We start from the raw sequence: 22,859 nt of genomic DNA on the forward strand, positions 1-22,859 counted from the left end.
AGCAACCGATAAGGCCCGTCCTGTTCGTGGCTTTCGGTATTGCGTGTCTGGCCGGGGGGAGCGTCACCGGGGCGTTGCTGGACCGCTTTCCGCATTCCGCGCTGACCACGGCCGTAGCCACGCAGGCGGTGGGCGAGTCGGAGGGCTTCTTCGAGCAGACCGACGGCGGCGAGGGCGCTCTTCTCGGGCCGTGTCGCTGGACGGCCGTCTCAGGAATGTCTCATTTCCTCATGCCGGGGTTCGAGGAACCGGCGCGAGGATTCCCGGAAGTGGGCTACGAGCGGGCTGCTGTCGCCTGCGCGGCTGGCGACGACCACCTGACACGGTTCGATGTCGTCGACGGTGATGGCGGCGAGGTCGTCCCGGAGTGTGTAGCGCCGGTCATACGCAGGCACGACGGCGACCGCGCGCCCGTCCGCGACGACTTCGAGCTTGTCCTCGAAGGCGTCCACGAGCAGCGGACCGAGGGGTGCCGGGTTGCCGTCTGACCGGGGTTCGAGCCGCCAGAACCCGCTCCAGACCGCGGCCATGCCGGCACAGGCCAGCAGGGGTTCGTCGGCGAAGTCGTCCTGGCTGACCGACTCCTTGTCGGCGAGGCGGTGGGATGCGGGCACGAGGAGTACCCGGGGTTCGTCGTAGAGGACGGTCACACTCAGGTCATCCTCCGGGATGGGAAGCGGCGTGCGGGCGACGAGCACGTCGACCCGGCCGTCGGGAAGGGCGCGGGTTTCGTTCCAGTCCAGATGACGGGTGCGGACCTGGGCGTCGGGATGACGGCGGCGCAGGTCCCGCACCGCGGGAGTGATGACGAGGTCCTCGACGTACCCGATGGTGATCGTGCGCGGTGGCGCCGCGGCGCGTGCGGCCCGCGCCGCCTGCTGGGCGGAGCGCAGGAGTGCCTGCGCCTGGGGCAGGAAGGCCGCACCTGCCGCGGTGAGAGCGCTGCCCTGGGTGGTGCGTTCCAGCAGGCGCACGCCGAGGGCGTCCTCCAGCCGCTTGATCTGACGGCTCAGGGAGGGCTGGGCCACGTGCAGTGCCGCCGCCGCCCGGGCGAAGTGCAGATGCTCGGCGACGACCGTGAAGTACCGCACCAGCCTCAAGTCGAGGTCCAGGCCGGTATCGAGCGCCGGAGGGGGCGGAACCGCATCGGACATGCAGACACCCTACTCGTGATACCGATCCTGCATGACGGGGTGCGAAACAGGTCTTGGACGCCTTGCCGCAGACGGCAGTTGACTTGGTGTCATCCCTCCGAGACCGCACCGGAGGGACATGATCCGCAAGCCGATTCCTGAAACAGAGGATGTCCACCATGGGCAAGTACGAGGGCAAGAACGTCGTGATCACTGGAGGCAGCAGCGGGTTGGGCCTGGCCACCGCCCGGCTCCTCGTGGGCGAAGGGGCACGGGTGCTCATCACCGGGCGTGATCAGGCCGCACTGGATGCCGCCCGCGACCAGCTCGGCGACAACGCGAGCGCGGTACGCAGCGACGCGTCGTCGTTGCCCGACATCGACGCGCTGGCCGACCGCGTGAAAGCCGACTTCGGCACGGTCGATGCCCTGTTCGCCAACGCCGGTGTCAACGGATTCGCACCGTTCGAGGCGACGAGCGAGGAGCTCTTCGACGAGTTGCTGACGATCAATGCCAAGGGCCCGTACTTCACGGTGCAGAAACTCGTCCCGCTGCTGGCCGAGGGCAGCGGCGTGGTGCTCACCACATCGGTCGTGAATGTGCTGGGCCTTCCAGCGCTCAGCGCATACGCGGCGAGCAAGGCGGCGCTGCGCTCGATGACCCGCAGCCTGGCCCGCGAGCTGCTGCCGCGGAAGGTCCGCGTCAACGCGGTCAGCCCCGGCCCGATCGACTCCGGGATCCTGGAGAAGTCGATGCCCCTGGAAGCGGCGGAACAGACGAAGGCACAGATGGCCGCGGACATCCCCATGTTGCGCGTCGGCACCCCCGAGGAGATCGCCAAGGCAGTCGCCTTCCTCGCCTTCGACGCCACCTTCACCACCGGCGCCGAACTCGCCGTGGACGGCGGCGGTTCTCAACTGTGACAGCAGTCCTCGCCACCGGCGGGAGCGGCCCCACACTGCGCTCCCGCCCGCGTCATCTCTCCCGGACGAGCGAGGATCACGGCCTGCCAGTCACAAGTCAGTGAGCCCTTGCCAACCTGGCTGTGGCGTCGGGGTGTTGGTGGGCATGGGTTGTACGGAACGACGGAGCTCCTGGTAGACGGGTTCTCGACCAAGAGCACCTGACGAGGCAACCGGCCGCTCACCGGCGGGAGATCGGCACGCGACGGCGGCGTCTGAGGCCGTCGAAGTGCTGGCCGCCCACGCGCAGACCCTGACCGAGGCAATGACGACCGTCCGGACGAAGGCGTACGTGATCCTGGACGGCACCCTCCTGCCCATCGACCGGATCGCCGCCGACACCCCGTACTACTCCGGAAAACACAAGCGCCACGGCATGAACGTCAAGGTCATCACGGATCCGTTGGGCCGACTGCTGTGGGCTTCCGCGGCCCTGCCCGGCTCCACCCACGCCCTGACCGCCGCGCGCGAACACGGCATCATCGACGCGCTCGCAACGGCCGGGCTGAAGTGCTGGGCGGACAAGGCGTACCAAGGGGCCGACCGCCATGGCCGCGTACCTTTCCGGGGCCGCCGGCTCAAGCGCTGGAAGCAACGGCACAACAGCACCCACGCCAACATCCGGGGCCTCGGCGAGCAGGCCATGGCCGTCCTGAAGGGCCGGCGCCTGCTACGCAAGCTCCGCTGCCAGCACCAACCGGATCACCGACATCGTGAAGGCCGTCGTCGTCCTTCACCACGCCTCAACCTGAGGTTGGAAAGGGCTCCGTGACAACGGTGATCGCTTGGCCGTCGCAGAGCCGACTTCGCGCAGTCGCCGACCTGATCCGCGTAGCAACACGTCTTTGACGGTCTGTTCCGCATCCGCCGGCGTGGATCGCGGCCGAAGTCTCATCCGCGCTTGCGGAGGTACGCCTCCAACTCGGCGGCCCCGGCCAGCATCGCCCGACCGCGGGCGGACAGTCGGCGGCGCCAGTCGCACAGTGCGGCCTCCAGTGGCTCCAGCCCGCCTGCCGCCCGCACCTGGGCGATCAGCGGGGCGATCTGCTCCAGCAGGTAGCCGCCCCGCCTGAGTTGGTGGGCCAGCCGGGCGTCCCGTACGTCGGCCTCGTCGTAGACGCGGTATCCGGTCCGTGGGTCGCGGCGCGGGCGCACGAGCCCGGCGCGCTCCCATTTGCGCAGAGTCGCGGGCCGGATGCCGAGTCTCCCTGCCAGCTGGCCGACGAACGTGCCACCGGGCCCGGGCACCCCGGCCGGCTCGGAACCCACACCGGGTTCGGACGCCGCCGTGGTGAGCTCCAGGTCACGCAGGGCGCTCTCCACGGCCTGGAGGGTCCGGCGGTCGTCGAGGAGTTGGGCGTGGCTCTCGTCGATGAGGCGGAAAGCCTCCTCGGTCGCGTCCTCGTTCACCGCCCGCATGATCGACGTAGCCGTCTGGTGGCCGTGGCCGGGCACCAGGGCGAGGAACGCGCGCAGGGCTCCCGCGTGCAGCGAGGTATAGGTGCGGTAGCCGTGGGGTGTGCGACCGGCGGCTGGAAGGATGCCGGCCTCCTCGTAGTTCCTGATGGCCTGCGTGGACAGACCGTGCCCGCGCGCCAGATCAACCGGCCGGAGCCGATCACCGCTTTGAGGGTTTCGTCCCATCGTCCTGCCAGCTTCGGGGGAAAGTTTCAACCGAAGGTTCAACGATAGCGTTGAAGGCATGGCAACTGGCATCAAGGACATCACGCATGCCGTCGAGGCGGCCGCCGTCATGAGGGTGCTCCCGGTCCGGCCGCGGATGCTCGCTCTGGGCGAGCCCACCCACGGCGAGGACACTCTGCTCGAACTGCGCAACGAACTTTTCGGGCAGCTCGTCGAGCAGGAGGGGTACCGGACGATCGCGATCGAGAGTGACTGCATGATGGGCCGGGTCGTGGACGATCACGTCACCTCGGGCACGGGCACCCTCGACGAGGTCATGGAGCACGGATTCAGCCACGGCTGGGGCACCTCCGCGGCCAACCGTGAACTCGTGCGCTGGATGCGCGCCTACAACGACGGCCGGCCCGCGTCCGAGCGGCTCCGCTTCGCCGGTTTCGACGGCCCGCTGGAGATCACCGGAGCCGCGAGCCCCCGGCAGGCACTCACCGCACTCCACCGCTACCTCTCGGCCCGCGTGGACGCGGACCTGCTCCCGTGCACCGCGGAAACGCTCGACCGTCTGCTCGGTGCCGACGACGGGTGGACCGAGCCCGCCGCGATGATGGATCCGGCCCGGTCCGTGGGGCAGTCGGCCGAGGCCAGGGAGCTGCGGCTGCTCGCCGACGATCTGGTGGCGCTGTTCGACGAGCAGACCCCGCACCTGATCACGGCGACATCGCGGGACGAGTGGGACCGGGCGCGCCTGTGCGGGCGCACCGCAACCGGACTGCTGCGCTACCACTACTGGATGGCCGACACGTCACCGAGCCGCATGGCGCGGTTGCTGGGGCTGCGGGCTTCGATGATGGCCGCCAATCTGCTCGCCATCGCCGAGCGGGGCCCGGCGCTGGTGCACGCCCACAACGGGCATCTCCAGCGGGACAGGAGCACGATGCGGATGGGTGGCCTGCCGCTGGAGTGGTGGAGCGCCGGCGCGCTCGTGAGCGCCCACCTGGGCGAGGGGTACGCCTTCCTCGCCACGGTCCTCGGCACGATCCGGCACCAGGGAGTGGACACCCCGCCACCGGACACCCTCGAAGGCCTCCTGTACGCGCTCCCGGAGGACCGCTACGTCATCGACGCCTCCCGGCTGGCCAACGCCGTCGGAAACACACGGCTCGCCCCCCGCGTGTCCCCCTACTTCGGCTACTCCCCACTTGACCCGGCGCACCTGGCCGGAAGCGATGGGATCTTGTTCGTCAAGGATGTCCCGCAAAACCAGGGCGTGTTGTGAGAGTGCTTGGTTCAGGAGCCGCGAGCGAGCGGGGTGGCGCCCTTTGTTCATCGCGACCGGGCTTCGTAGGCTCACTCGATGGGACATGACGATCTTCCGACCCTTGAACTCGCCTTTCCCGGTCCGGAACGTGACCGTGGTGTGGCGGCGATCCTGAGCGGTGAGAAGACCGCGCTCACGGGCCTCCTGGAGAGCTACGAGCACGCCGGCGAGGCAGTACCGGTGGCCGGTCAGCGGTTCTCAGTGCTTGATTCCGAAGGCCGTCCGGCCGTCACGATCGAGCTCGTCGACGTACGCGTCGTTCCCATGAAGGAGATCGACGACGACTTCGCACGGTCCGAGGGACGCGGCTACGCCGACGTCGCACAATGGCGGGCAGCCCACGAGGACTTCTTCCGGAGCGACGGTGTGAGCGAGTTCCTGGGTCGTACCGCAGTCGTTGATGATGACACTCTCGTCGTTGCCGAACGTTTCCGAGTGGTCGCGCCCGACGCCGCCCCGGGTCGTGCGTGACCCCCGCGTCGGACCTGGGCTGTGCTCGCCGACCAGCGGCTGCCTGGGGCCGTCTTGCTAGAGGGTGTTGATCTGCCAGGCGAGGACACCCCTGGCGCCCTTGGTGCCGGCGACATCGATCCGGATTTCCCCGTCGCCCTTGATGCGTTGCTGGACTGCGGACTGGTCGCAGGGGACCGCCGCGTCGGAACCCGACGCGGCGGGGGCGATGGTCAGGCGTGCAGTGCCCTGCCCGACGCACGTCAGGACCAGCCGGTACGTCTTGCCCTTGCGGAGCACCGGTCGTGTGTGGATGCCGTCCCCGGTACGCTCCGATCCGCTCTCCAGGAACGTACCGCCGGGAACGCCGGCCACGACGGCTGCCGCCTGTTTCACCAGCACCTTCTCGGGCGGCGAACTCGGCCCTTGAGAGCGGGCGGTGGACTGCGAAGTGGGCGTGGCCCGGTCGGCGCTGTGGGTGTCGGAATCATGGCTGCAGGATGCGAGGAGCAGAGCGGATGCGGCTACCGCGGCGCAAGCCGCAGCCGTGCGCCAGGTGTTCGGACAGCTCATGACGACATCTCCCCGTACTTCTGTGGCCCGGCCCTCAAGTTACGACACAGCGTCCCTGGCCGGCACACGTATCGGCCCGAAAATGCGCCGTGCTCACTGCAACGTGGGGCGGGTCAGGTGCTACCTGAGGCCGCCCCACGGAGCCGTGTCAGACGCCGACGGGCTCGACCGGTCCGGGCACGGTGCGGAACCGGAACGGCTCGGGTTCGCGGCCGGGTTGGACGAACCAGCACTCCCCCGTGCCGCCACCGGTGACGATCCGCAGTACGGCGTCCGCGACTGCCTGCGCCGGGATGACCGGCAGTCCCTGCTCGGAGAGCATGTCGCGCAGCGGGTCGATGATCCGCGACTCGGCGAACCCCGGGCAGACCGCGTTGAAGCGCACGTTCTCCGGCGCGAGAGCCGGCCCCAGGGAGCGTGCGAGTCCCACGACCGCGTGCTTGTTGGCCGCGTACAGGGGGTCGAGCGGTACGGCCGCCAGGCCCGCCAGGGACGCGGTCGCCACGATCGATCCTCCGCCGCGGGCCCTCAGCGCCGGCAGCACGGCGTGGGTTCCGAAGACCACACCGTCGAGGTTGGCGCCCATCGCCCGGCGGTAACGCGCCGGGTCGAAGTCATCGCCTACGCCGCATCCGGTCGCCACGCCCGCGTTGAGCAACGCGATGTCGACGCCGCCGTACCGATCCTGCGTGAACTCCACCAGCGTGCGGTTGGCGTCGAGGTCGGAGACGTCACAGGCGCGGAAGTCGCCGTCGACCATGTCGGCCACCTCCCGGCCGCCCCGCGCGTCGAGGTCGGCGACGACCACGCGCGCCCCCGCCTCTGCCAGCGCCAGCGCCATGGCCCGGCCCAGTCCACTGGCACCGCCGGTGACGATCGCCACCTTGCCCTCGAGCGCGCCGGCGGTCACGCCAGCTCCAGCACGAGCTTGCCGACGTTCTCGCCGCGGAACAGCATCTGGAACGTCTCGGGGAAGTCGTCCACGGTCCCCCGCACAACGTGTTCCTTGACCTTGATACGGCCGGCGCCGATCCAGGCGGAGATCTCCTGCGCGGCCTCCGCGTAGCGCTTGGCGTAGTCGAAGACGACGAAACCCTCCATGCGGGCGCGGCGCACCAGCAGCGAAAGGTAGTTGGAGGGGCCCTTGACCGGTGTGGCGTTGTTGTACTGGCTGATCGCACCGCAGATCACGACGCGCGCGTGCATCGCCAGCCGGGTCAGGGCGGTGTCGAGGATGTCTCCGCCGACGTTGTCGAAGTAGACGTCGATACCGTCCGGGGCGTGCTCGCGCAGCGCCTTCTTGACGTCGTCGGCCCGGTAGTCGATGGCCGCGTCGAATCCCAGTTCGTCGGTGAGCAAAGCGCACTTCTCCGGTCCGCCGGCGATGCCCACGACCCGGCAGCCCTTGGCCTTGGCGATCTGACCCGCGATGGTGCCGACCGCGCCCGCCGCTCCCGACACGACGACGGTCTCGCCGTCCTTCAGCGCGCCGACGTCCAGCAGACCGAAGTAGGCGGTCATGCCCGGCATGCCCAGGGCTCCCAGATACGTCGAGGGCGGGGCGAGCGAGGTGTCGATCTTCATGGCGCCCCGGCCGTCGGACACCACGTACTCCTGGACACCGAACGTGCCGACCACGTGATCACCGGGCTGGAAGTCGGGGTGGTTGGAGGCGGTGACCTCGATGACCGATCCGGCGCGCATCACCTCGCCGATGCCCACCGGCGGCAGGTAGGAGGGGCGGTCGTCGAGCCAGCCCCGCATGGCCGGGTCCAGGGAGATGACGCGCGTCCGGCCGGCGAATCGGCCGGGGCCCGGTTCCGCGAGAGGTTCGGAGCTGTGCTGCCAGTCATCGGGCTTCACTTCGCCCACAGGTCGGGCTCCCAGACGGATCTGGCGGTTGGTCGCGGACATCGCGCCTCCTGTCGTTCGCGGCTCACGGTGACCATACCGACCAGTAGGTACGTCTGTGGGCGTGATCTTCACCACACGTGCCCAACACCCGGGTGCGGCTTCGAACCCTAAACGTGATGGTCGGCGGGCTTAACAGGCATTCCAACCAGTCGGTATCGTGCGCCGCCGCACCCGTTCTTCACCGCCACCTCCCACGGAACCGCGCCGCACCGGAAGGCCATGCGATGACACACCCCGACGACCACCGGTACCCACCACCAGCACCGCCGGGATGGCCACAGCAACGACCCGAGCCCCCTGCCCCGCGGTACCACTCGTACGGATACGACACCTCTCCGTACGACTCGTACGGGCACAACGCCAGGTACGAACCGTACGCGGACCAGCCCGATCGGCACAGCGCCGATCTCGCCGCCCTGCGCTCGGCCTACCGAATGCTCCGCCGGGTCTCCACGCTCACCGCGCTCGGCTCCTTCGTGGTGTACGTGGTGCTGTCCTGCTGCGCACCGGACCTGATGGGGACGAAGGTCGCCGGTGAGGTGAGCCTGGGCATGGCACTGGGGGTCCTCCAACTCGTCGTCACCTTCGCGGCGGTCGTCTGGTACGGCCGCAGCGCCGAGCGCTTCGTGGACCCGTTGGCGCAGCTCGTCAGGGAGCGAACGGTCCGGCCGGGCCGGGATGCCGGGGTGGCGAGATGAACGACTTCGGTTCCGGGACACAGGCCCTCGTCCTGGTCCTGTTCAGCGCCCTGGTCACCATCACACTGCTGATGTGTGTCATGGCGGGACCTGACCGCGACGACCTGACGAACTTCTACACGGGCTACCTCTCGCTCACCCCGCTCAAGAACGGCCTGGCGATCGCGGGCGACTACATCTCCGCGGCGACGGTGCTGAGCACCACCGGCATCGTCGCGCTCGCCGGATACGACGGTTACGTCCTGGCGGTCAGCACCGCCATGTCCCTGGTGCTGCTGATGTTCCTGCTGGCCGAACCGCTGCGCAACGCCGGCAGCTTCACCATGGGCGACGTCCTGGCCCGCAACATGCCCGGGCGGGCCGTCCGCATCGCCTCCTGCGTGGTGACGCTCACGGCGACCCTGCCCTTCCTGGTCGTACAGCTGTCCGGAGCCGGGTCGCTGCTCACTTTCATCCTGGGCATCCCCCACGAGGCCGGCGCCAGGACGACGTGCATCGTCCTGGTCGGCAGCCTGATGATCATTTACGCCGCCATCGGGGGCATCCGGGGCACCGCGCTCATCCAGATGATCAAGATCGTGATCCTGCTGGGCACCAGCATCACCGTCGCGGCCCTGGTCCTGAACCGCTTCGACTGGAGCCCCGGCGAAGTGCTCCGGGCCGCCCAGCGCGGCAGCGGCGCGGGCCCCGCCTTCCTCCAGCAGGGCCTGCAACTGGGCACCTCGGCCGGTGACCGGCTGGACTTCGCCACTCTCCAGATCACCGTGATCCTCGGCGCGGCCTGCCTGCCGCACATCACGATGCGCCTGTACTCCGCGCGGGACGTGCCCGCCGTACGCCGCTCCATGTCGTGGGCGGTGGGTACGGTCACCACGTTCTGCCTGCTGGTGATCGTCATGGGTACGGGCGCGGCGGCACTGGTGGGATCGCGGTACATCACCGCGGCCGACCCGCACGGCAGGACGTCGGTGCTGATGCTGTCCCGGGCGCTCGGCGGCGACGCCGGCTCCGTGGGCACGACGATTCTCTACGCGGCCGTGGCGGGCACGGTCTTCATCACCCTGCTGTCCTCGGTCGCGGGGATGACCCTGGCCGCGGCCTCGTCACTCGCCCATGACCTGTTCGCCCAAGCGGCGCGGCGCGGACAGGCGGCGCCGCGTACCGAGATGACGGTCGCGGCGTGGACGAGCGTGGCGGTGGGGATCGTCGCCATCATGCTCTCCACCCTGGTCCAGAACTGGGACGTCGGCGTGCTGACCACACTGGCGATCTGTGTCGGGGCATCGGCCGTGGCCCCTGCTCTGACCTACTCCCTGTTCTGGCGGGGATTCACGCGCACCGGCCTGCTCGCCGCCCTCTACGGCGGCGCGGCCTGCGCGGTGGTGCTGATGGTCTTCTCCAAGGCCGTTTCGGGCACGCCGTCCGCGGTCTTCCCGCACGCGGACTTCGGCTGGTTCCCCATGCAGTCCACCGGTCTGGTCTCCATCCCGTTCGGGTATCTGGCGGGCTGGCTGGGCAGCCGTCTCGACCACTGGCGCAACGCTGCCGAGAGCCAGGGGAACCGTCGGCTGTACGAGGAGAGCGAGGCACAACTGCTGGCCGCAGCCGAATGACCCATGGGCGGCGGGGCCTCGACGCCTGCCACCCCCCTACAATTTGAGACCGAACGACCGTGCGGCGGTCAGCCGCCGTACGGTCGTCGGCGAAGGACCAGAAGGACCCGAAGGACCCGAAGGAGCCGCCCGTGCCCGGCCAGCGATCCATCACCGAAGCCGAGAAGCTCGCCTCGGCCAAGCTCGGCGGCATCCCGATCCGCCGGGAGCAGATGGCGGCCGTGGCGAACATCTACCGGGCCGCCTCGGCTGTGCGCCAGCACCTGGAGAACTCCGTGCTGCGCGGCTCGGACCTCACCTGGACGGCGTTCGTCGTGCTGTGGGTCGTCTGGGTGTGGGGCGAGTCGGAGACCCGGCACGTGGCCGAGGAGGCCGGGATCTCCAAGGGCACGCTCACCGGGGTGGCCCGCACCCTGGAGTCGCGCGGGCTGCTCAGCCGTGCCGGGCATCCGAGCGACGGCCGGCTTGTGCTGCTCGGTCTCACGGACAAGGGCGAGGAACTGATGCAGCGGGTGTTCCCGGCGTTCAACGAGGAGGAGGCCTTCGTGACCTCCCGGCTCAGCGACGCCGAGTGCCGCAGTCTCGCGGAGGGACTGCGGCGGGTCGTGCTCCAGGTGGAGGAGCGCGGCGAGGAGCGCCGCCGCGAACTGCTCGACGGCTCCGAGCCCGCGCCGCGCCGCAGCGGACGGCGCCCCAGGGCCTGATCAGCTCGCGGCCGCCCGCACCAGCGCGTCGAACAGGCGCTGCTGGACCGGGTCCTCGTGCGCGGTGTCCTCGGGATGCCACTGCACGGCGGTGAACCAGCCCCGGGCGTCGGTCGGTTCGAGACCCTCGACCGTGCCGTCGGCGGCGGTCGCGGTGACGGTGAGCCCGTCACCGAGGCGGGCCACGCGCTGGTGGTGGTAGCACGAGGCGTCCGCCTTCTCCTCCCCCATGGCCTGTTCGAGGCGGGAGCCGGTCCGGACGGTCACCGGGTGGCGGAGGTGACGATGGGCGCGCGCCGGGCCGCCCATGTCCTGCTCCAGGGTGCCGCCCAACGCCACGTTGACGACTTGTAGTCCACGGCAGATCGCCAGCAGGGGGAGGCCCGCCTCCAGCGCGTGGCGGGCTACCTGGAGGTCGAAGGTGTCCTGGAGTTCGTCGACGTCGTAGACGCTGTCATGGGTGTCGGTGGCGCCGTAGCGGTACGGGGCGAGGTCGCCGCCGCCGGGCAGCAGCACGCCGTCGAAGCGGGCGAGCCGGCCGGCCACACCGGTGTCGGCGGGGTGGATGCTCGCGGGTTCGCCGCCGGCCCGCCAGACGGCCTCGATCAGTGCCCGGGCGTTGACCTCGGCGGCGAAGCGCAGGGCCGAGGTGGTGGCGGAGAAGCGGGCGGGTACGGCGATGAGCGGACGGGTCACAGCTGGATCCAGGTCGTCTTGAGTTCGGTGTACTTGTCGATCGCGTGCGCTGACTTGTCCCGCCCGTTCCCGGACTGCTTCATGCCGCCGAAGGGCACGGTCAGATCGCCCTCCTCGTAGCAGTTGACCCAGACCGTGCCGGTTTTCAGGGCGCGGGAGACCTTGTGCGCGGTGGACAGGTCGGAGGTCCACAGCCCGGCCGCGAGGCCGTACTCGGTGGCGTTGGCGAGCCGGACCGCCTCGTCCAGGTCGTCGAAGGCGAGGACGGACAGCACCGGGCCGAAGATCTCCTCCCGGGCCAGGCGCATGCCGGGGTCGACGCGGTCGAAGACGGTCGGCCGCAGATAGCTGCCGCCGGCCTCCGTCAGGGTGCGTTCGCCTCCCGTGCGCAGCCTGGCGCCTTGCGCACGGCCGGTGGCGATGTGGTCCTGTACGCGCTCCAGGTGGGACTCCCCGACCAGCGCTCCCATCTCGGTCGCCGGGTCGAGGGGGTCGCCGAGCCGGAGTTCCTCGGCGCGGCGCACGATCGCCTCCGTCACGCGCTCGGCGATCGAGGAGTGGACCAGGAGCCGCGAGGGGGCGGTGCACATCTCGCCCTGGTTGAAGAAGATGCCCCAGGCGGCGGTGGCCGCGGCCCGGTCCAGGTCGGGGGCGTCGGGAAGGACGATGTTGGGCGACTTGCCGCCCAGTTCCAGCCAGACCCGCTTGAGGTTGGAGTCGGCCGAGTAGTGCAGGAAGTGACGGCCGACGGCGGTGGAGCCGGTGAAGGCCAGCACGTCGACGTCCGGGTGGAGGCCGATGGCCCGCCCGGCCGTGGGGCCGTCGCCGGTGACCACGTTCAGGACGCCGGGCGGGAGTCCGGCCTCGGTACCGATGCGGCCGAGGAGCAGGGCGGAGAGCGGAGAGGACTCGGAGGGCTTGAGGACGACCGTGCAGCCGGCGGCGAGCGCCGGGGCCACCTTCCAACTCGCCAGCGTGAGAGGGAAGTTCCAGGGGACCACGGCGCCGACCACGCCCACCGGTTCCCGCGTGACCAGGGCGAGGGCGTCGGGCGCGGTGTGCGGGGACTCGTCGGTGAGCTTGTCGGCCAGCTGGCCGTACCAGCGGAAGGTGTTGATCGCGGCGCGCAGTTCGATGGCGTACGCCTCGGTGATCGGCTTGCCCATTTCCAGTGTGATGGTGAGGGCGAGTTTCTCCCTTCGCTCTTCGAGGAGTTCGGCCATCCGCAGCAGGATCCGGCCGCGTTCCGCGGGGGCCAGCCGCGGCCACGGGCCGGAGTCGAAGGCCCGGCGGGCGGCGGACACGGCGTGGTCGACCTCGGCCTGCCCGGCGTCGGCGACCTGGGTGAGGAGCTGCCCGTCACGGGGTGAGACGACGGCGAAGGCCGCCCCTCCCCCGGGTTCGTCGGTCCCGTCTATGTGGTGCTGTGCGGGCAGGTCGAGTGCCTTGGCCCGGCTGAGCAGTTCGTCATGGGTGACGGCGAGCATGGTGTTCCTGTCGAGAGGTCGGGGGCCCGGCCGCGCGGTGGCCGGGCCCGGCGAAGGCGTGTCAGCGACCGTGGACGACCCGCGCGGTCCCCGCCCCGAGCAGCAGCACCGCGGGGACGGCCAGGACGAGCCAGGTGGCCGTGGTGGCGTCGCCGCCGATGAGGGTCGTGAAGTTGGCGAGGACGACCCAGATCACGGCGGCGATGCCGAGGGCGCCGAGGGCCGGGGCGATCAGCGTCTGCCAGGGCCGGGTGTCGAGGCGCTCGCGGCGGAAGAAGACGATCACGGAGAGCGAGGTGAGGAAGTACAGCAGCATGCAGGCCAGGACGCCGACACCGCTGAACCAGGAGAACAGGGTGAGGACCGGGTCCTTGCCCGCGAGCGCGAAGGGCATCACCAGGAGCACCGCGATCGCCGTCTGCACCACGCCCGCGGCCCATGGCGCATGCCGCTGGTTGAGGGTGCGCAGCCGGGGCGGCAGCAGGCCCTCGCGGCTGAGGGAGAACAGATAGCGGTTGGCGGAGTTGTGGAAGGCGAGGATGCCGGCGAACAGGGAGGTGCCCAGCAGGATCGGCAGCACGTCGTTGACCCAGCCGCCGAACTGGTCGGCGATCGGCGCGAAGACGAACACCGTGGAGTCGCCGCCCGCGAGCGCCTTGCCCGCGGCCGCGGTGACCTTCGAGGGGCCGTAGGAGGAGACCAGCATCCAGGAGACGAAGGCGAAGAAGCCGGTGACGACCGCGACCGACAGGTAGGTGGCCCGGGGGACGGTCCTGTGGGGCTCGCGGGCCTCCTCGCCGTAGATGGCGGTGGCCTCGAAGCCGAACATCGAAGCGACGGCGAACATGAGTGCCACACCGGGCGCGCCCTGGAGCACGGCGCCCGGCGAGAAGGTGCCGCCGAAGTCGAGGCCCTCGGGGCCGCCGCCCTTGAAGAAGGTGACCAGGGCGAACGCGAGCAGGATGCTGAACTCGGCCAGCACGAACACGGCGAGCACCTTGGCGCCGAGCTCGATCCCGGCGGCACCCAGCACCTGGACGACGGCCATGGTCACCAGGGCCCACACCCACCAGGCGAGGTGCGCGCCGGAGTAGTGCTCGACCAGCCCGCTGACGGTGAATCCGTACAGGCCGTACATGGCGGCCTGGACCGTACAGTAGGCGAACAGCGCAACCGCGGCGCTGCCGCTGCCCGTCGTCCGGCCCAGGCCCTTGCCGATGTAGGTGTAGAAGGCGCCGGCGTTCACGACGTGCCGGCCCATGGCCACGAAACCCACCGAGAACAGCAGGATCACCGCTCCGGCGACGGCATAGGCGGCCGGCGCCCCGGGGCCGTTGCCGACCGCCACGGCGATCGGGACGGCGCCCGCGATGCCGGTGAGCGGCGCCTGGGCGGACAGGACGAAGAAGAGGATGCCCAGGACACCCAGGGCGTTGCGTTTGAGGGTTGCCGCGGGGCGGGTGCCCTCTCCGGCCTGCGGAGAGGCGTCGACCGTCTGACTGTCCACTCGGATCACCTGCTGAGGAGAAGGGAGAAGTTTTCGTTTTGAGCCAAACGAGTTGCCTCATGGTGAGCCGGAACTATCCATCTGACAAGGGGGCGGGGAGGGGAATTTACGACAGGGAAACCGCTGCTCCCGGGGCATGGCAAACCCCCCGGCGCGACCGCGACGGGGGGATTCCGGGTCGGGCACGCTCAGTCGCGGTTCTCCTGCGGCCGCTCACCCAGGGTGCGCAGCAGCGAGCGCAGCTCGGCGAGGGCTGCCTCGGTGTCCGCGCGATCGCCGATTCCGGTCAGCTGGTGCAGCACCAGGCCGTCCAGCGCGGCGAAGACCAGACGGTTGAACGCCGGGCTCGCGTCGCCGGGCAGTATGCGGGCCAGCTCGCGCTGCGAGGCGCCGAAGTACTCGTCGTACAGTGCGCGCACCTGCGGCAGCAGCTCCGGGCGGCGACGGGCCTCCAGCAGCAGCTCGTACTGGTACGCCTGGCCGTCCGCGTCGTCCTCCACCATGTCTGTCAGCCCGCCGACGAAGTCCTCGGGCCGGCCGGTGCCGGGCTCCAGCAGGCTGCTGCTCAGGCTGACGCGCACGGCGTAGGCGAGGGACTCCTCGATCAGCGCGTCCCGGGAGCCGAAATGGTGGACGACCAGACCATGGGTGACCCCGGCCTCCTCGGCCACGGCACGGTAGGTGAGGTGGCGCAGTCCTCGCCGCCCGACGACCCGGACCGCGGCCTTGAGCAGCGCCTCGCGCCCCTCGCCGTACCCCAGCCGCTTGCGTGACCCGGAGTCGGACTGGTGCGGGTTCTCGGCGGATTCGGTCATGGTCGCGACCCTACCCGCCGGGCTGGGCCGCAGGTCCGGGTGCTTACCGGCGCGGTGCGCGGATACCACGGAACTCCCAGTCGCCACCGAGTGCGGTGGACAGCACCTCCTCGGACTCGGTGGGCTGGGCGCCGACGTCGGCACGGATCGGGGTCGGACCGGTGACGATGTGGTTGGTGAGCCGTCCGAGTCCCTCGACCTCGACCTCGACGACGTCGCCGGGCCGGACCGGCCGGGAGTTGGCCGGGGTGCCGGACAGCAGCACGTCGCCGGGGTAGAGGGTGATCGTGCGGGCGATGTCGGCGACGAGATAGTGCATGTCCCACTTCATCTCGTCGGTCGAGCCGTCCTGGACGACCTCGCCGTTGACATACGTCCGCAGCCGCCTGCCGTGGAAGTCCCAGTCGGTGACCAGACCCGGGCCGAGCGGGCACAGGGTGTCGGAACCCTTCACCCGCAGCATGGAACCGGCGTCGGTGTCCCGGAAGTCGTGCAGCCCGTAGTCGTTGGCGACGGTGTAACCGGCGATGTACTCCCCCGCCTCGGCCGGGGAGATGTTCCGCACGGTCTTCCCGACGACGATGGCGACCTCGCCCTCGTAGTTGAGCCACTTGCAGCCCTCGGGACGGACGACGGCGCCCCTGTGGGAGTTGAGGGCGGAGGTCGGCTTGTGGAAGTACGTCGGCGTGTCCGGAAGCTCGATCTGGAACTCGTCAACGCGGCTGCGGTGGTTGAGGTGGACGGCGATCACCTTGGACGGCACGACCGGCGGCAGGTGCTGAGCGCCCTCGATCTTGACGCGGCGGCCGTCCCCGGCGACGAGTTCGTCCCCCTCGACGGTGACCTGGACGGCGGCACCGTCGAGAAGGATGCGGCGGTACTCGGGCATGGCGGGGCTCCTCAGATACGGCTGTGCGGGGTGCGCGGGGACTTCCGGAGGCCGGTGCCGGTCCAGCCGTCGGCGGGCCGGTCGAACCAGAGGTGGACCTGGCCGGTGCCGACGGAGTTCTCGTACTCGCCGTACTGCCGGGCGCGGGCGACACAGGCCTGCTCGCCGAGGGCGCCGGCCATCATCAGGTAGTGGAAGAACTTCGCCTCGGGCTTGAACTTCCAGAAGACGTCCATGGTGTCGAGGACCTTGTCGTGGCGGCCCTCCTTGAACCAGGCGATGCGCTCGCGGTCGGCCTCACGGGCCTCGGGGGTGAAGATGTGCACCGGGTCGCTGGCCTCGTGGTCACGCAGCTCGCGCAGCGGCCAGAAGGTGTGCGAAAGGGCACCCGAGGCGATGACCAGCACCCGGCGTCCCGGAGTGGCGGCGATACCGTCGGCGAGCGCCCGCCCGAGCCGCAGATGGTCCTCCATGTCACCGGTCTGGCAGACGCCGACGGTCACCCACCGCTTGTCGGGCAGACCCTCACCGAGGAACTTCCAGAGGTTGATGGTGGCGTAGTAGATCGGCAGGTACTCGTCGTCGATCGCGGTGATCCAGGTGCCGTGCTCTTCCGCGAACGAGGCGATGTTGTGGGCGAGTTCGGGGTCGCCGGGGAAGTCGTACGGCATCCGGCACATGCCGCGCGGCAGTTCCTCGGAGGTGAACAGGCCGGCGCGGCGCTGCTGGGCGGTGACGACGAACTCGACGGTGGTCGCCCAGTGGGAGTCGAGGACGACGACGGTGTCGTATTCGTTTGCGGCATTCCGCTCGAAGACGTCTCGACGCAGTTCCCGCAGTCCGGTGACGAGGGTGATCTCCTTGCCCTCGTTGAGCTCCAGCCGCTCGGCCTCCGGCAGCACGATGGTGGGGACATGGGCGAGGAGCCCCGCCCCGACGATCTCACCCATGGTCCTTCCAGCCCTTCGGTGCGGTGACGGTGTTCTTCAGGTCGCAGTAGAAGTCGAAGCTCCAGGTACCGCCCTCGCGCCCGACACCGGAAAGGCGGGAGCCGCCGAAGGGTGCCTGGAGGTCACGGACGAAGAAGCAGTTGACCCAGACGGTGCCCGCGACGAGCCGCGCGGTGACCCGCTCGGCGCGCTCGGGATCGCCGGTGGCGAGGGTGGCGGCGAGCCCGAACCGGGTGTCGTTGGCGAGCCGGACGGCCTCCTCCTCGTCGGCGAAGGTCTGGAGGGTCAGGACCGGCCCGAAGACCTCCTCCTGGACGATCTCGCTGCCCTGCTCGACCTCGCTGAGCAGGGTCGGTGCGTAGAACTGGCCGTCCTTACGGTGTCCGCCGATCACGGCACGGGCGCCGGCCGCGACGGCCCGCCGCACGAATCCGTCGATCTTCTCCAGCTGACGGGGGTGGATGTTGGGCCCGATGTCGGTCCCCTCGTCGCGAGGGTCGCCCTGCACGAGCGAGCTCGCCTTCTCCACGAAACGGCGGGTGAACTCCTCGGCGACCGACTCCTCGACGAGCAGACGGGTTCCGGCGAGGCAGACCTGCCCTGCGTTGTCGTACTGCTCCACCGCGAGGTCCACGGCGAGATCCAGCTCGGCGTCGGCGAACACCAACAGGGGTGATTTGCCCCCGAGTTCAAGACTCAAGGGCGTGAGATTGGCGGCGGCCGAGGCGGCGATCCGCTGGGCGGTGGGCACAGACCCCGTGAAGCTGATCCGGCGCACGTCCGGGTGGGAGGTGAGGGCGTCGCCGATCTCGGCGCCGTAGCCCTGTACGACGTTCAGGACGCCGGCGGGCAGCCCGGCCTCGGCGGCGATGTCGGCGAGCAGGGAGGCGGTGAGCGGGGACCACTCGGCGGGCTTGAGGACGACGGTGTTCCCGGCGGCGAGGGCTGGGGCGACCTTCCAGGTGGCCAGCATGAGCGGCGCGTTCCACGGGGTGATCAGCACGCAGGGGCCGGCGGGGTCCCAGCTGACGTGGTTGGTGTGTCCGCGCGTCTCGAAGTCGTCGTGCTCCAGCTTCAGCAGCCGGTCGGCGAAGAAGCGGAAGTTGTGGGCGACGCGGGGCATGACGCCACGGCGGTGGGAACGGAGCAGTGCGCCATTGTCGGTGGTCTCGACGATCGCGAGCTCATCGAGCCGCTTCTCGACACCGTCGGCGATGGCGTGGAGCAGGCGGGCGCGTTCGGCGCGGGGGGTGGCGGCCCAGGCGGGAAAGGCGGCGCGGGCGGCGGCGACGGCGGCTCGGGCTTCGGCGGGGCCGCCGCGGGCGATTTCACCTATCGGTTGCCCATCTATGGGCGAGTTGTCGGTGAAGGTCTCGGCAGAGGCGACGCGTTCACCGCCGATCCAGTGCCGGGTGTCGACGGATACACCGGCGACGATGATGTCGTGAGACATGAACAGGGCTCCTTTTGAACGAAGGGGAGGTGACCTACCTAGGGGCGCGGGGCTGTGTCGAATGTGCGGCGACCGCCACGTGGGCGCGACCAACCACTACGGACCCGCAGCGACCCACCGGCCTCACCCGGCAGACGCTCCGGACATCCCCACCTCCAGCAGCCGCCCCCCATCCCAAACCACCCCGACCTGCCGGTAATACGCGGCGATCGGTTCACGAATCTCCAGCCGGGCCAGCTCCTCCGTGGGCGCCTCAAACAGCTCCAACTCGGCCTCTCCCATCCACGGTTGACCCCCCTTGAAGTCCGCCGCCCCGGACTCGATCAGCTCATCCAGAGCCAGTCCCTTGCCCTTCTCGATCGACGGCAGCCACCGGTGATGAGCCATCGGATGCCCATTGACGAACCCGTTCGTCCCGGCCGGCTCCCGAAGCGTCACCACCGCCTGAGCCAACCGCCGGTCCCCCGCGGCCAGCGTCGCCCCGAACCGCGCCCCGGCCTCGATCCGAGGCGCGGGCCCATAGGGATGCGGCCGCGTCTGGTGGATCGACCCGAGCTTCTTCGGATACCCCTGGTGCAGCCCGCGAGCGATCGCGAAGTCCTTGTCCACCCAGATGTAGACGCACCGCGAGTACGTCTGCCCCCGGTACCGGCAGCGCACGACCGCGAACGCCTCCTTGTACTGCGCGCGCACCGGATCCAGCAGCTCCTCCCCCGACGCCGAGCAGGACTGCCAGTCGGCCCAGATCAGAGCGACCGCACCGGGATCCTCGTCCGCCAACTCCAGTGGCTCGGGCAGGAGTTCACGCACCCGCGAGGGATCCGTGCGGTATTCGACGGTGAGCAGGTCACCCGAATACCGCCACGGGGGCGAGGGGATCAGCGACGAGGCGCCGCTCGCCGTCTTCGGATGAAAGTAACCACGGACACCGGTCACTTGAGGCTCCTCAATCAGTCAGTGCGGGCTGCTTCAGCAGCTCGGCGCGGTAGCGGGCGGCGGATGCGGCGACGGCCTGGCCGCCGAGCGCCACGACGCCGACGAGCCGGCCGTCGCGGTGGTAACCGGCGAGAACGTCCCCGTCCGGGTCGCCGTCGAGGACCCGGACGTCGTCCTTGCCGAGGGCGGGTGCGCCGTAGGACTGGAGCCGGAAGTCGTGCTGGTCGCTCCAGAACGTGGGCAGCGGCGCGAAGGGCGCCAACTCGTCCTGTTCTCCGGAGAGATGGCCCACGAGCGCCCTCGCCGCATGCTTGGCGGTGTCGGCCGGGATCGACCAGTGCTCGACCCGGCGCGGCACGTCGTCATAGCGGGCGTTGGGGAAACGGGCCACGTCGCCGACCGCCACGGCCTCCGGGCGCCCGCCGACCCGCAGCAGCTCGTCCGTCAGCACACCATCGGCGAGGTCGAGCCCGTTGCCGTCGAGCCATTCGGTGTTGGCGACCGATCCGACCGACTCGACCACCACATCCGCGGGCAACACGGAACCGTCACTCAACACCACACCGGTGACCCTCTCCTCACCGGCGAACACGGCCACACCGGTGCCCAGCGCGAAGCGCACCCCGCGCTCCTCGTGCCGCCGGAGCAGCGCCCGTCCCAGCAGCTCCCCGAGCGGCCCGGCCATCGGCAGGCGCTGCGGATCGACGACCGTCACCTCGGCAGCGCCAAGACCCAAGGCGGTCGCGGCGACCTCGCACCCGATGAATCCCGCGCCCACCACCACGACCCGAACTCCGGGCCGGGTCAGCTCGTCGCGCAAGCGCCGGGCGTCGTCGAGAGTACGGACCGTGTGCCGACCGGCGAGCGGTCCAGGGCAGTTCAGGCGCCGGGGGCGCATCCCGGTGGCGACGACCAGTCCGGCGTACGACAGCACGGTGCCGTCGTCGAGCCGGACCGTCCGCTCGTCCAACCGGGCGGCGACGACCCTTCTGCCCAGCCGCCACTCGACGTCCGACACGCTCGCGCGCGGCCGGAAGGCCAGGGACTCGAAGGGGGCCTCACCGGCCAGGAACTCCTTGGACAGGGGCGGCCGGTTGTACGGCATGTGCGGTTCGTCACCCACGAGGGTGATCGCGCCGCTCCAGCCCGCCGCGCGCAGTTGCTCGGCGGCGCGCAGGCCGGCCATGGAGGCGCCGGCCACCACGATGCGTGCGTTCATGAGTCAGGCCTCGATCCGGATGGCCTGGAGCGGGCAGACGTCGGCCGCTTCCTCGACCTCGTCGCGCAGCGCGTCGTCCGGGTCGGAGACGTACATCAGGTGGCCCGCGTCGTCCAGCGAGAAGACCTCGGGGGCCGCGAAGACGCACTGGCCGTGGTCCTGGCACTTGCTCATGTCGACGACGACCTTCATGGCCGGTCCTCCTGAGGGAGCGGAAGCGAAGGGGGAGGGAGAAGTGGGCCCGGCCGGTCATATCGGCCGGGCCCTGCCAACGGGGTGCGGCGAACCGCAACCCGGACTCGTTTGGCTTCAAACAAGGTAGGCAGGCTCCACTCCTTGGTCAATAGCTATCCGTATGGATAAATTCTTTGCGTCGCCCCCTTGCGGCAAGGCGCACCCCTCCCTACCTTTTGGTTTCAAACAACAGGCCGGACGGCTGCCCGCGTCATCGCGCCCCGGCCCTCACCTCCCAAGCCATTGGCCCCCCGGATCCCCGGTCCGGGAGGCGGTGCCCCGACGTCCGTCCGTCCGAGGAGACAACGGTGAGCGATCAAGACCTGTCAGAAGTCCGCCGGCACATGGACCGGCTCGCCGCCGACGGCATCGACGTCGTCCGGGTGACGTATCCCGACCTCCTCGGCACGGACCGGGCCCGCGACGTGCTCCTGGAGGAGCTGCCCCGGGCCGTGGAGCACGGGCTGGCCTTCTGCCGGGCCGTGTACCACACCAGTCCGCAGGGGGATGTGGTCCCGGTCAGCGGCGGTCTGGACGCCGGCCTGCCGGACATCTGCGTACGGCCGGACCTCGACACCCTGGCCGCGCTGCCCTGGGAGCCGGGGGTGGCCGCCTGTCTCGCCGATGTCGTCGTCCCCGCCACCGGGGCACCTGCCCCTGAGTCGCCACGCGACCTGCTTCGCTCGGTCCTCGACCGGTGCCGGGAGCACGGGCTGAGCCCGGTCGTCGGACCCGAGCTGGAGTACTTCCTGTGCGATCCGGACCCGGCCGGCGGCTGGCGCCGCTATGCCGGCACCGCCGGCGTCGTCTACACCGCCGGCCTGCGCGCCGACCCCGACAACCACCTGCTGCGCACCCTGCGCCAGGTGCGCGGCCTCGGCCTCGGGGTACTCAGCGGGAACCACGAGTTCGACGGCGGACAGTTCGAGATCAACCTGCTGCACTCCGAGGCCCTCTCCGCCGCCGACCGGGCGTTCCGGTTCAAGGCCGCGGTCAAGGAGCTGGCCCGGCGCGAGGGCAGGCTCGCCACCTTCATGGCGAAGCCCTTCAACGACGCGGGCGGCTCCGGCTTCCACCTGCATCTCTCCTGCACCGGCCCCGAGGGCCGCAACGCCTTCGACGACCCCTCCGGCGCCTACGGCCTGTCGGCCACCGCCCGGCACGCGATCGCCGGTGTCCTCGCCCACGCGCCCGCCCTGACCGCGCTGCTCAACCCGACCGTCAACTCGTACAAGCGCTTCGGCCCCGACACCCTGGCCCCCTGGCTGATCGACTGGGGCATGGACAACCGCAGCGCGATGGTCCGCATCCCACCCGAGCGGGGCTCCGGCGCCCGGCTCGAACTGCGCCTCGGCGACGCGAGCGCCAACCCGTACCTGGCCATCGCCGCGACCGCCGCCGCCGCGCTCCTGGGTGTCCTGGCGGGCGAGGAGCCCTCCGCCCCGCTGGAGGGCTACGGCTACGACACCGCCAGGGCTGCCGTGCTGCCGAGGGACCTGTCCGCCGCACTCGACGCGCTGGAGGCCGACACCGCCCTGGCCGAGCTGCTCGGCAAGGACTTCACCACTTCCTACCTCTCCTACAAGCGCAACGAGGTCGAACGCTTTGGACGGCACGTCACCGACTGGGAGTTCACCGAGTACGCCTACCACCTGTGACACCTGGGA

General features: G+C 70.3%; 22 protein-coding genes and 1 pseudogene. 8 read left to right on the plus strand and 15 right to left on the minus strand.

Annotation, left to right across the window (positions count from 1 at the left end):
• Positions 1-209: 209 nt before the first annotated feature.
• Positions 210-1,154 (minus strand): LysR family transcriptional regulator, encoded by a 945-nt coding sequence (locus ACWGJM_RS35820; RefSeq protein ID WP_453415938.1) that lies wholly within the window; start codon positions 1,152-1,154, stop codon positions 210-212.
• A 158-nt stretch (positions 1,155-1,312) separates the two neighbouring features.
• Between ACWGJM_RS35820 and ACWGJM_RS35825 the strand changes: the two genes are divergently transcribed.
• Positions 1,313-2,056, plus strand: coding sequence for an SDR family oxidoreductase (locus ACWGJM_RS35825; RefSeq protein ID WP_453415939.1), 744 nt, complete (start codon positions 1,313-1,315; stop codon positions 2,054-2,056).
• Positions 2,057-2,309: 253 nt separating this feature from the next.
• Positions 2,310-2,847 (plus strand): annotated as a pseudogene (locus tag ACWGJM_RS35830) (transposase family protein); the annotation flags it as partial.
• Positions 2,848-2,986: 139 nt separating this feature from the next.
• Here the strand turns inward: ACWGJM_RS35830 and ACWGJM_RS35835 are convergent.
• Complete coding sequence (locus ACWGJM_RS35835; protein WP_453415940.1) at positions 2,987-3,739, minus strand: TioE family transcriptional regulator; 753 nt, start codon at positions 3,737-3,739, stop codon at positions 2,987-2,989.
• 58 nt (positions 3,740-3,797) lie between these two features.
• Between ACWGJM_RS35835 and ACWGJM_RS35840 the strand changes: the two genes are divergently transcribed.
• Together ACWGJM_RS35840 and ACWGJM_RS35845 are read left to right on the plus strand one after the other, a co-directional pair.
• The gene (locus tag ACWGJM_RS35840) at positions 3,798-5,012 is read left to right on the plus strand and encodes an erythromycin esterase family protein (RefSeq protein ID WP_453415941.1); all 1,215 of its coding nucleotides are present in this window, start codon (positions 3,798-3,800) and stop codon (positions 5,010-5,012) included.
• 78 nt (positions 5,013-5,090) lie between these two features.
• Positions 5,091-5,525, plus strand: coding sequence for an ASCH domain-containing protein (locus ACWGJM_RS35845; RefSeq protein ID WP_453415942.1), 435 nt, complete (start codon positions 5,091-5,093; stop codon positions 5,523-5,525).
• 57 nt (positions 5,526-5,582) lie between these two features.
• On the opposite strand, the gene ACWGJM_RS35850 is transcribed toward ACWGJM_RS35845, so the two are convergent.
• The 3 genes from ACWGJM_RS35850 to ACWGJM_RS35860 form a co-directional block, all read right to left on the minus strand.
• Positions 5,583-5,900: a hypothetical protein gene (locus tag ACWGJM_RS35850; RefSeq protein ID WP_453415943.1), complete on the minus strand. Its 318-nt coding sequence runs from the start codon at positions 5,898-5,900 to the stop codon at positions 5,583-5,585.
• 325 nt (positions 5,901-6,225) lie between these two features.
• Entirely contained in the window at positions 6,226-6,987 is a 762-nt protein-coding gene (locus ACWGJM_RS35855; protein WP_453415944.1) for an SDR family NAD(P)-dependent oxidoreductase, read from the minus strand.
• The gene (locus tag ACWGJM_RS35860) at positions 6,984-7,991 is read right to left on the minus strand and encodes an NADP-dependent oxidoreductase (RefSeq protein WP_453415945.1); all 1,008 of its coding nucleotides are present in this window, start codon (positions 7,989-7,991) and stop codon (positions 6,984-6,986) included. Before ACWGJM_RS35860 ends, ACWGJM_RS35855 begins: the two co-directional genes overlap by 4 nt.
• Before the next feature lie 224 nt (positions 7,992-8,215).
• On the opposite strand from ACWGJM_RS35860, the gene ACWGJM_RS35865 reads away from it, so the two are divergent.
• The 3 genes from ACWGJM_RS35865 to ACWGJM_RS35875 all read left to right on the plus strand — a co-directional run bounded on the left by ACWGJM_RS35865 (position 8,216) and on the right by ACWGJM_RS35875 (position 11,006).
• Positions 8,216-8,689 carry a DUF485 domain-containing protein gene (locus ACWGJM_RS35865; RefSeq protein ID WP_453415946.1) on the plus strand — a complete coding sequence of 158 codons (474 nt, stop codon included), beginning with the start codon at positions 8,216-8,218 and terminating at the stop codon, positions 8,687-8,689.
• Entirely contained in the window at positions 8,686-10,302 is a 1,617-nt protein-coding gene (locus ACWGJM_RS35870) for a sodium/solute symporter (protein ID WP_453415947.1), read from the plus strand. The genes ACWGJM_RS35865 and ACWGJM_RS35870 overlap by 4 nt, the downstream gene beginning before the upstream one ends.
• A 131-nt stretch (positions 10,303-10,433) precedes the next feature.
• Positions 10,434-11,006, plus strand: a complete 573-nt coding sequence (locus ACWGJM_RS35875; protein ID WP_453415948.1) for a MarR family winged helix-turn-helix transcriptional regulator — start codon at positions 10,434-10,436, stop codon at positions 11,004-11,006.
• On the opposite strand, the gene ACWGJM_RS35880 is transcribed toward ACWGJM_RS35875, so the two are convergent.
• The 10 genes from ACWGJM_RS35880 to ACWGJM_RS35925 all read right to left on the minus strand — a co-directional run bounded on the left by ACWGJM_RS35880 (position 11,007) and on the right by ACWGJM_RS35925 (position 21,150).
• Positions 11,007-11,702, minus strand: coding sequence for a gamma-glutamyl-gamma-aminobutyrate hydrolase family protein (locus tag ACWGJM_RS35880; protein ID WP_453415949.1), 696 nt, complete (start codon positions 11,700-11,702; stop codon positions 11,007-11,009).
• Positions 11,699-13,189 (minus strand): aldehyde dehydrogenase, encoded by a 1,491-nt coding sequence (locus ACWGJM_RS35885; protein ID WP_453415950.1) that lies wholly within the window; start codon positions 13,187-13,189, stop codon positions 11,699-11,701. The genes ACWGJM_RS35880 and ACWGJM_RS35885 overlap by 4 nt, the downstream gene beginning before the upstream one ends.
• Positions 13,190-13,250: 61 nt before the next feature.
• The gene (locus ACWGJM_RS35890) at positions 13,251-14,696 is read right to left on the minus strand and encodes an APC family permease (protein WP_453415951.1); all 1,446 of its coding nucleotides are present in this window, start codon (positions 14,694-14,696) and stop codon (positions 13,251-13,253) included.
• Positions 14,697-14,884: 188 nt separating this feature from the next.
• On the minus strand, positions 14,885-15,511 hold the full coding sequence (locus ACWGJM_RS35895) for a TetR/AcrR family transcriptional regulator (protein WP_453415952.1): 627 nt from the start codon (positions 15,509-15,511) through the stop codon (positions 14,885-14,887).
• Between the two features lie 43 nt (positions 15,512-15,554).
• Entirely contained in the window at positions 15,555-16,400 is an 846-nt protein-coding gene (locus tag ACWGJM_RS35900; protein WP_453415953.1) for a fumarylacetoacetate hydrolase family protein, read from the minus strand.
• Between the two features lie 11 nt (positions 16,401-16,411).
• Positions 16,412-17,350 (minus strand): 3,4-dihydroxyphenylacetate 2,3-dioxygenase, encoded by a 939-nt coding sequence (locus ACWGJM_RS35905; RefSeq protein WP_453415954.1) that lies wholly within the window; start codon positions 17,348-17,350, stop codon positions 16,412-16,414.
• Complete coding sequence (locus tag ACWGJM_RS35910; RefSeq protein ID WP_453415955.1) at positions 17,343-18,803, minus strand: aldehyde dehydrogenase; 1,461 nt, start codon at positions 18,801-18,803, stop codon at positions 17,343-17,345. Before ACWGJM_RS35910 ends, ACWGJM_RS35905 begins: the two co-directional genes overlap by 8 nt.
• A 123-nt stretch (positions 18,804-18,926) precedes the next feature.
• Complete coding sequence (locus ACWGJM_RS35915) at positions 18,927-19,739, minus strand: acetoacetate decarboxylase family protein (protein ID WP_453415956.1); 813 nt, start codon at positions 19,737-19,739, stop codon at positions 18,927-18,929.
• 10 nt (positions 19,740-19,749) lie between these two features.
• Positions 19,750-20,958 (minus strand): NAD(P)/FAD-dependent oxidoreductase, encoded by a 1,209-nt coding sequence (locus ACWGJM_RS35920; protein ID WP_453415957.1) that lies wholly within the window; start codon positions 20,956-20,958, stop codon positions 19,750-19,752.
• Positions 20,959-20,961: 3 nt separating this feature from the next.
• Positions 20,962-21,150, minus strand: coding sequence for a ferredoxin (locus tag ACWGJM_RS35925; RefSeq protein WP_453415958.1), 189 nt, complete (start codon positions 21,148-21,150; stop codon positions 20,962-20,964).
• A 386-nt stretch (positions 21,151-21,536) separates the two neighbouring features.
• Here ACWGJM_RS35925 and ACWGJM_RS35930 point away from each other — a divergent pair, with 386 nt between their 5' ends.
• Complete coding sequence (locus ACWGJM_RS35930; RefSeq protein WP_453415994.1) at positions 21,537-22,850, plus strand: glutamine synthetase family protein; 1,314 nt, start codon at positions 21,537-21,539, stop codon at positions 22,848-22,850.
• Positions 22,851-22,859: the final 9 nt, after the last annotated feature.

Source organism: Streptomyces sp. NPDC054834, from assembly GCF_053611185.1.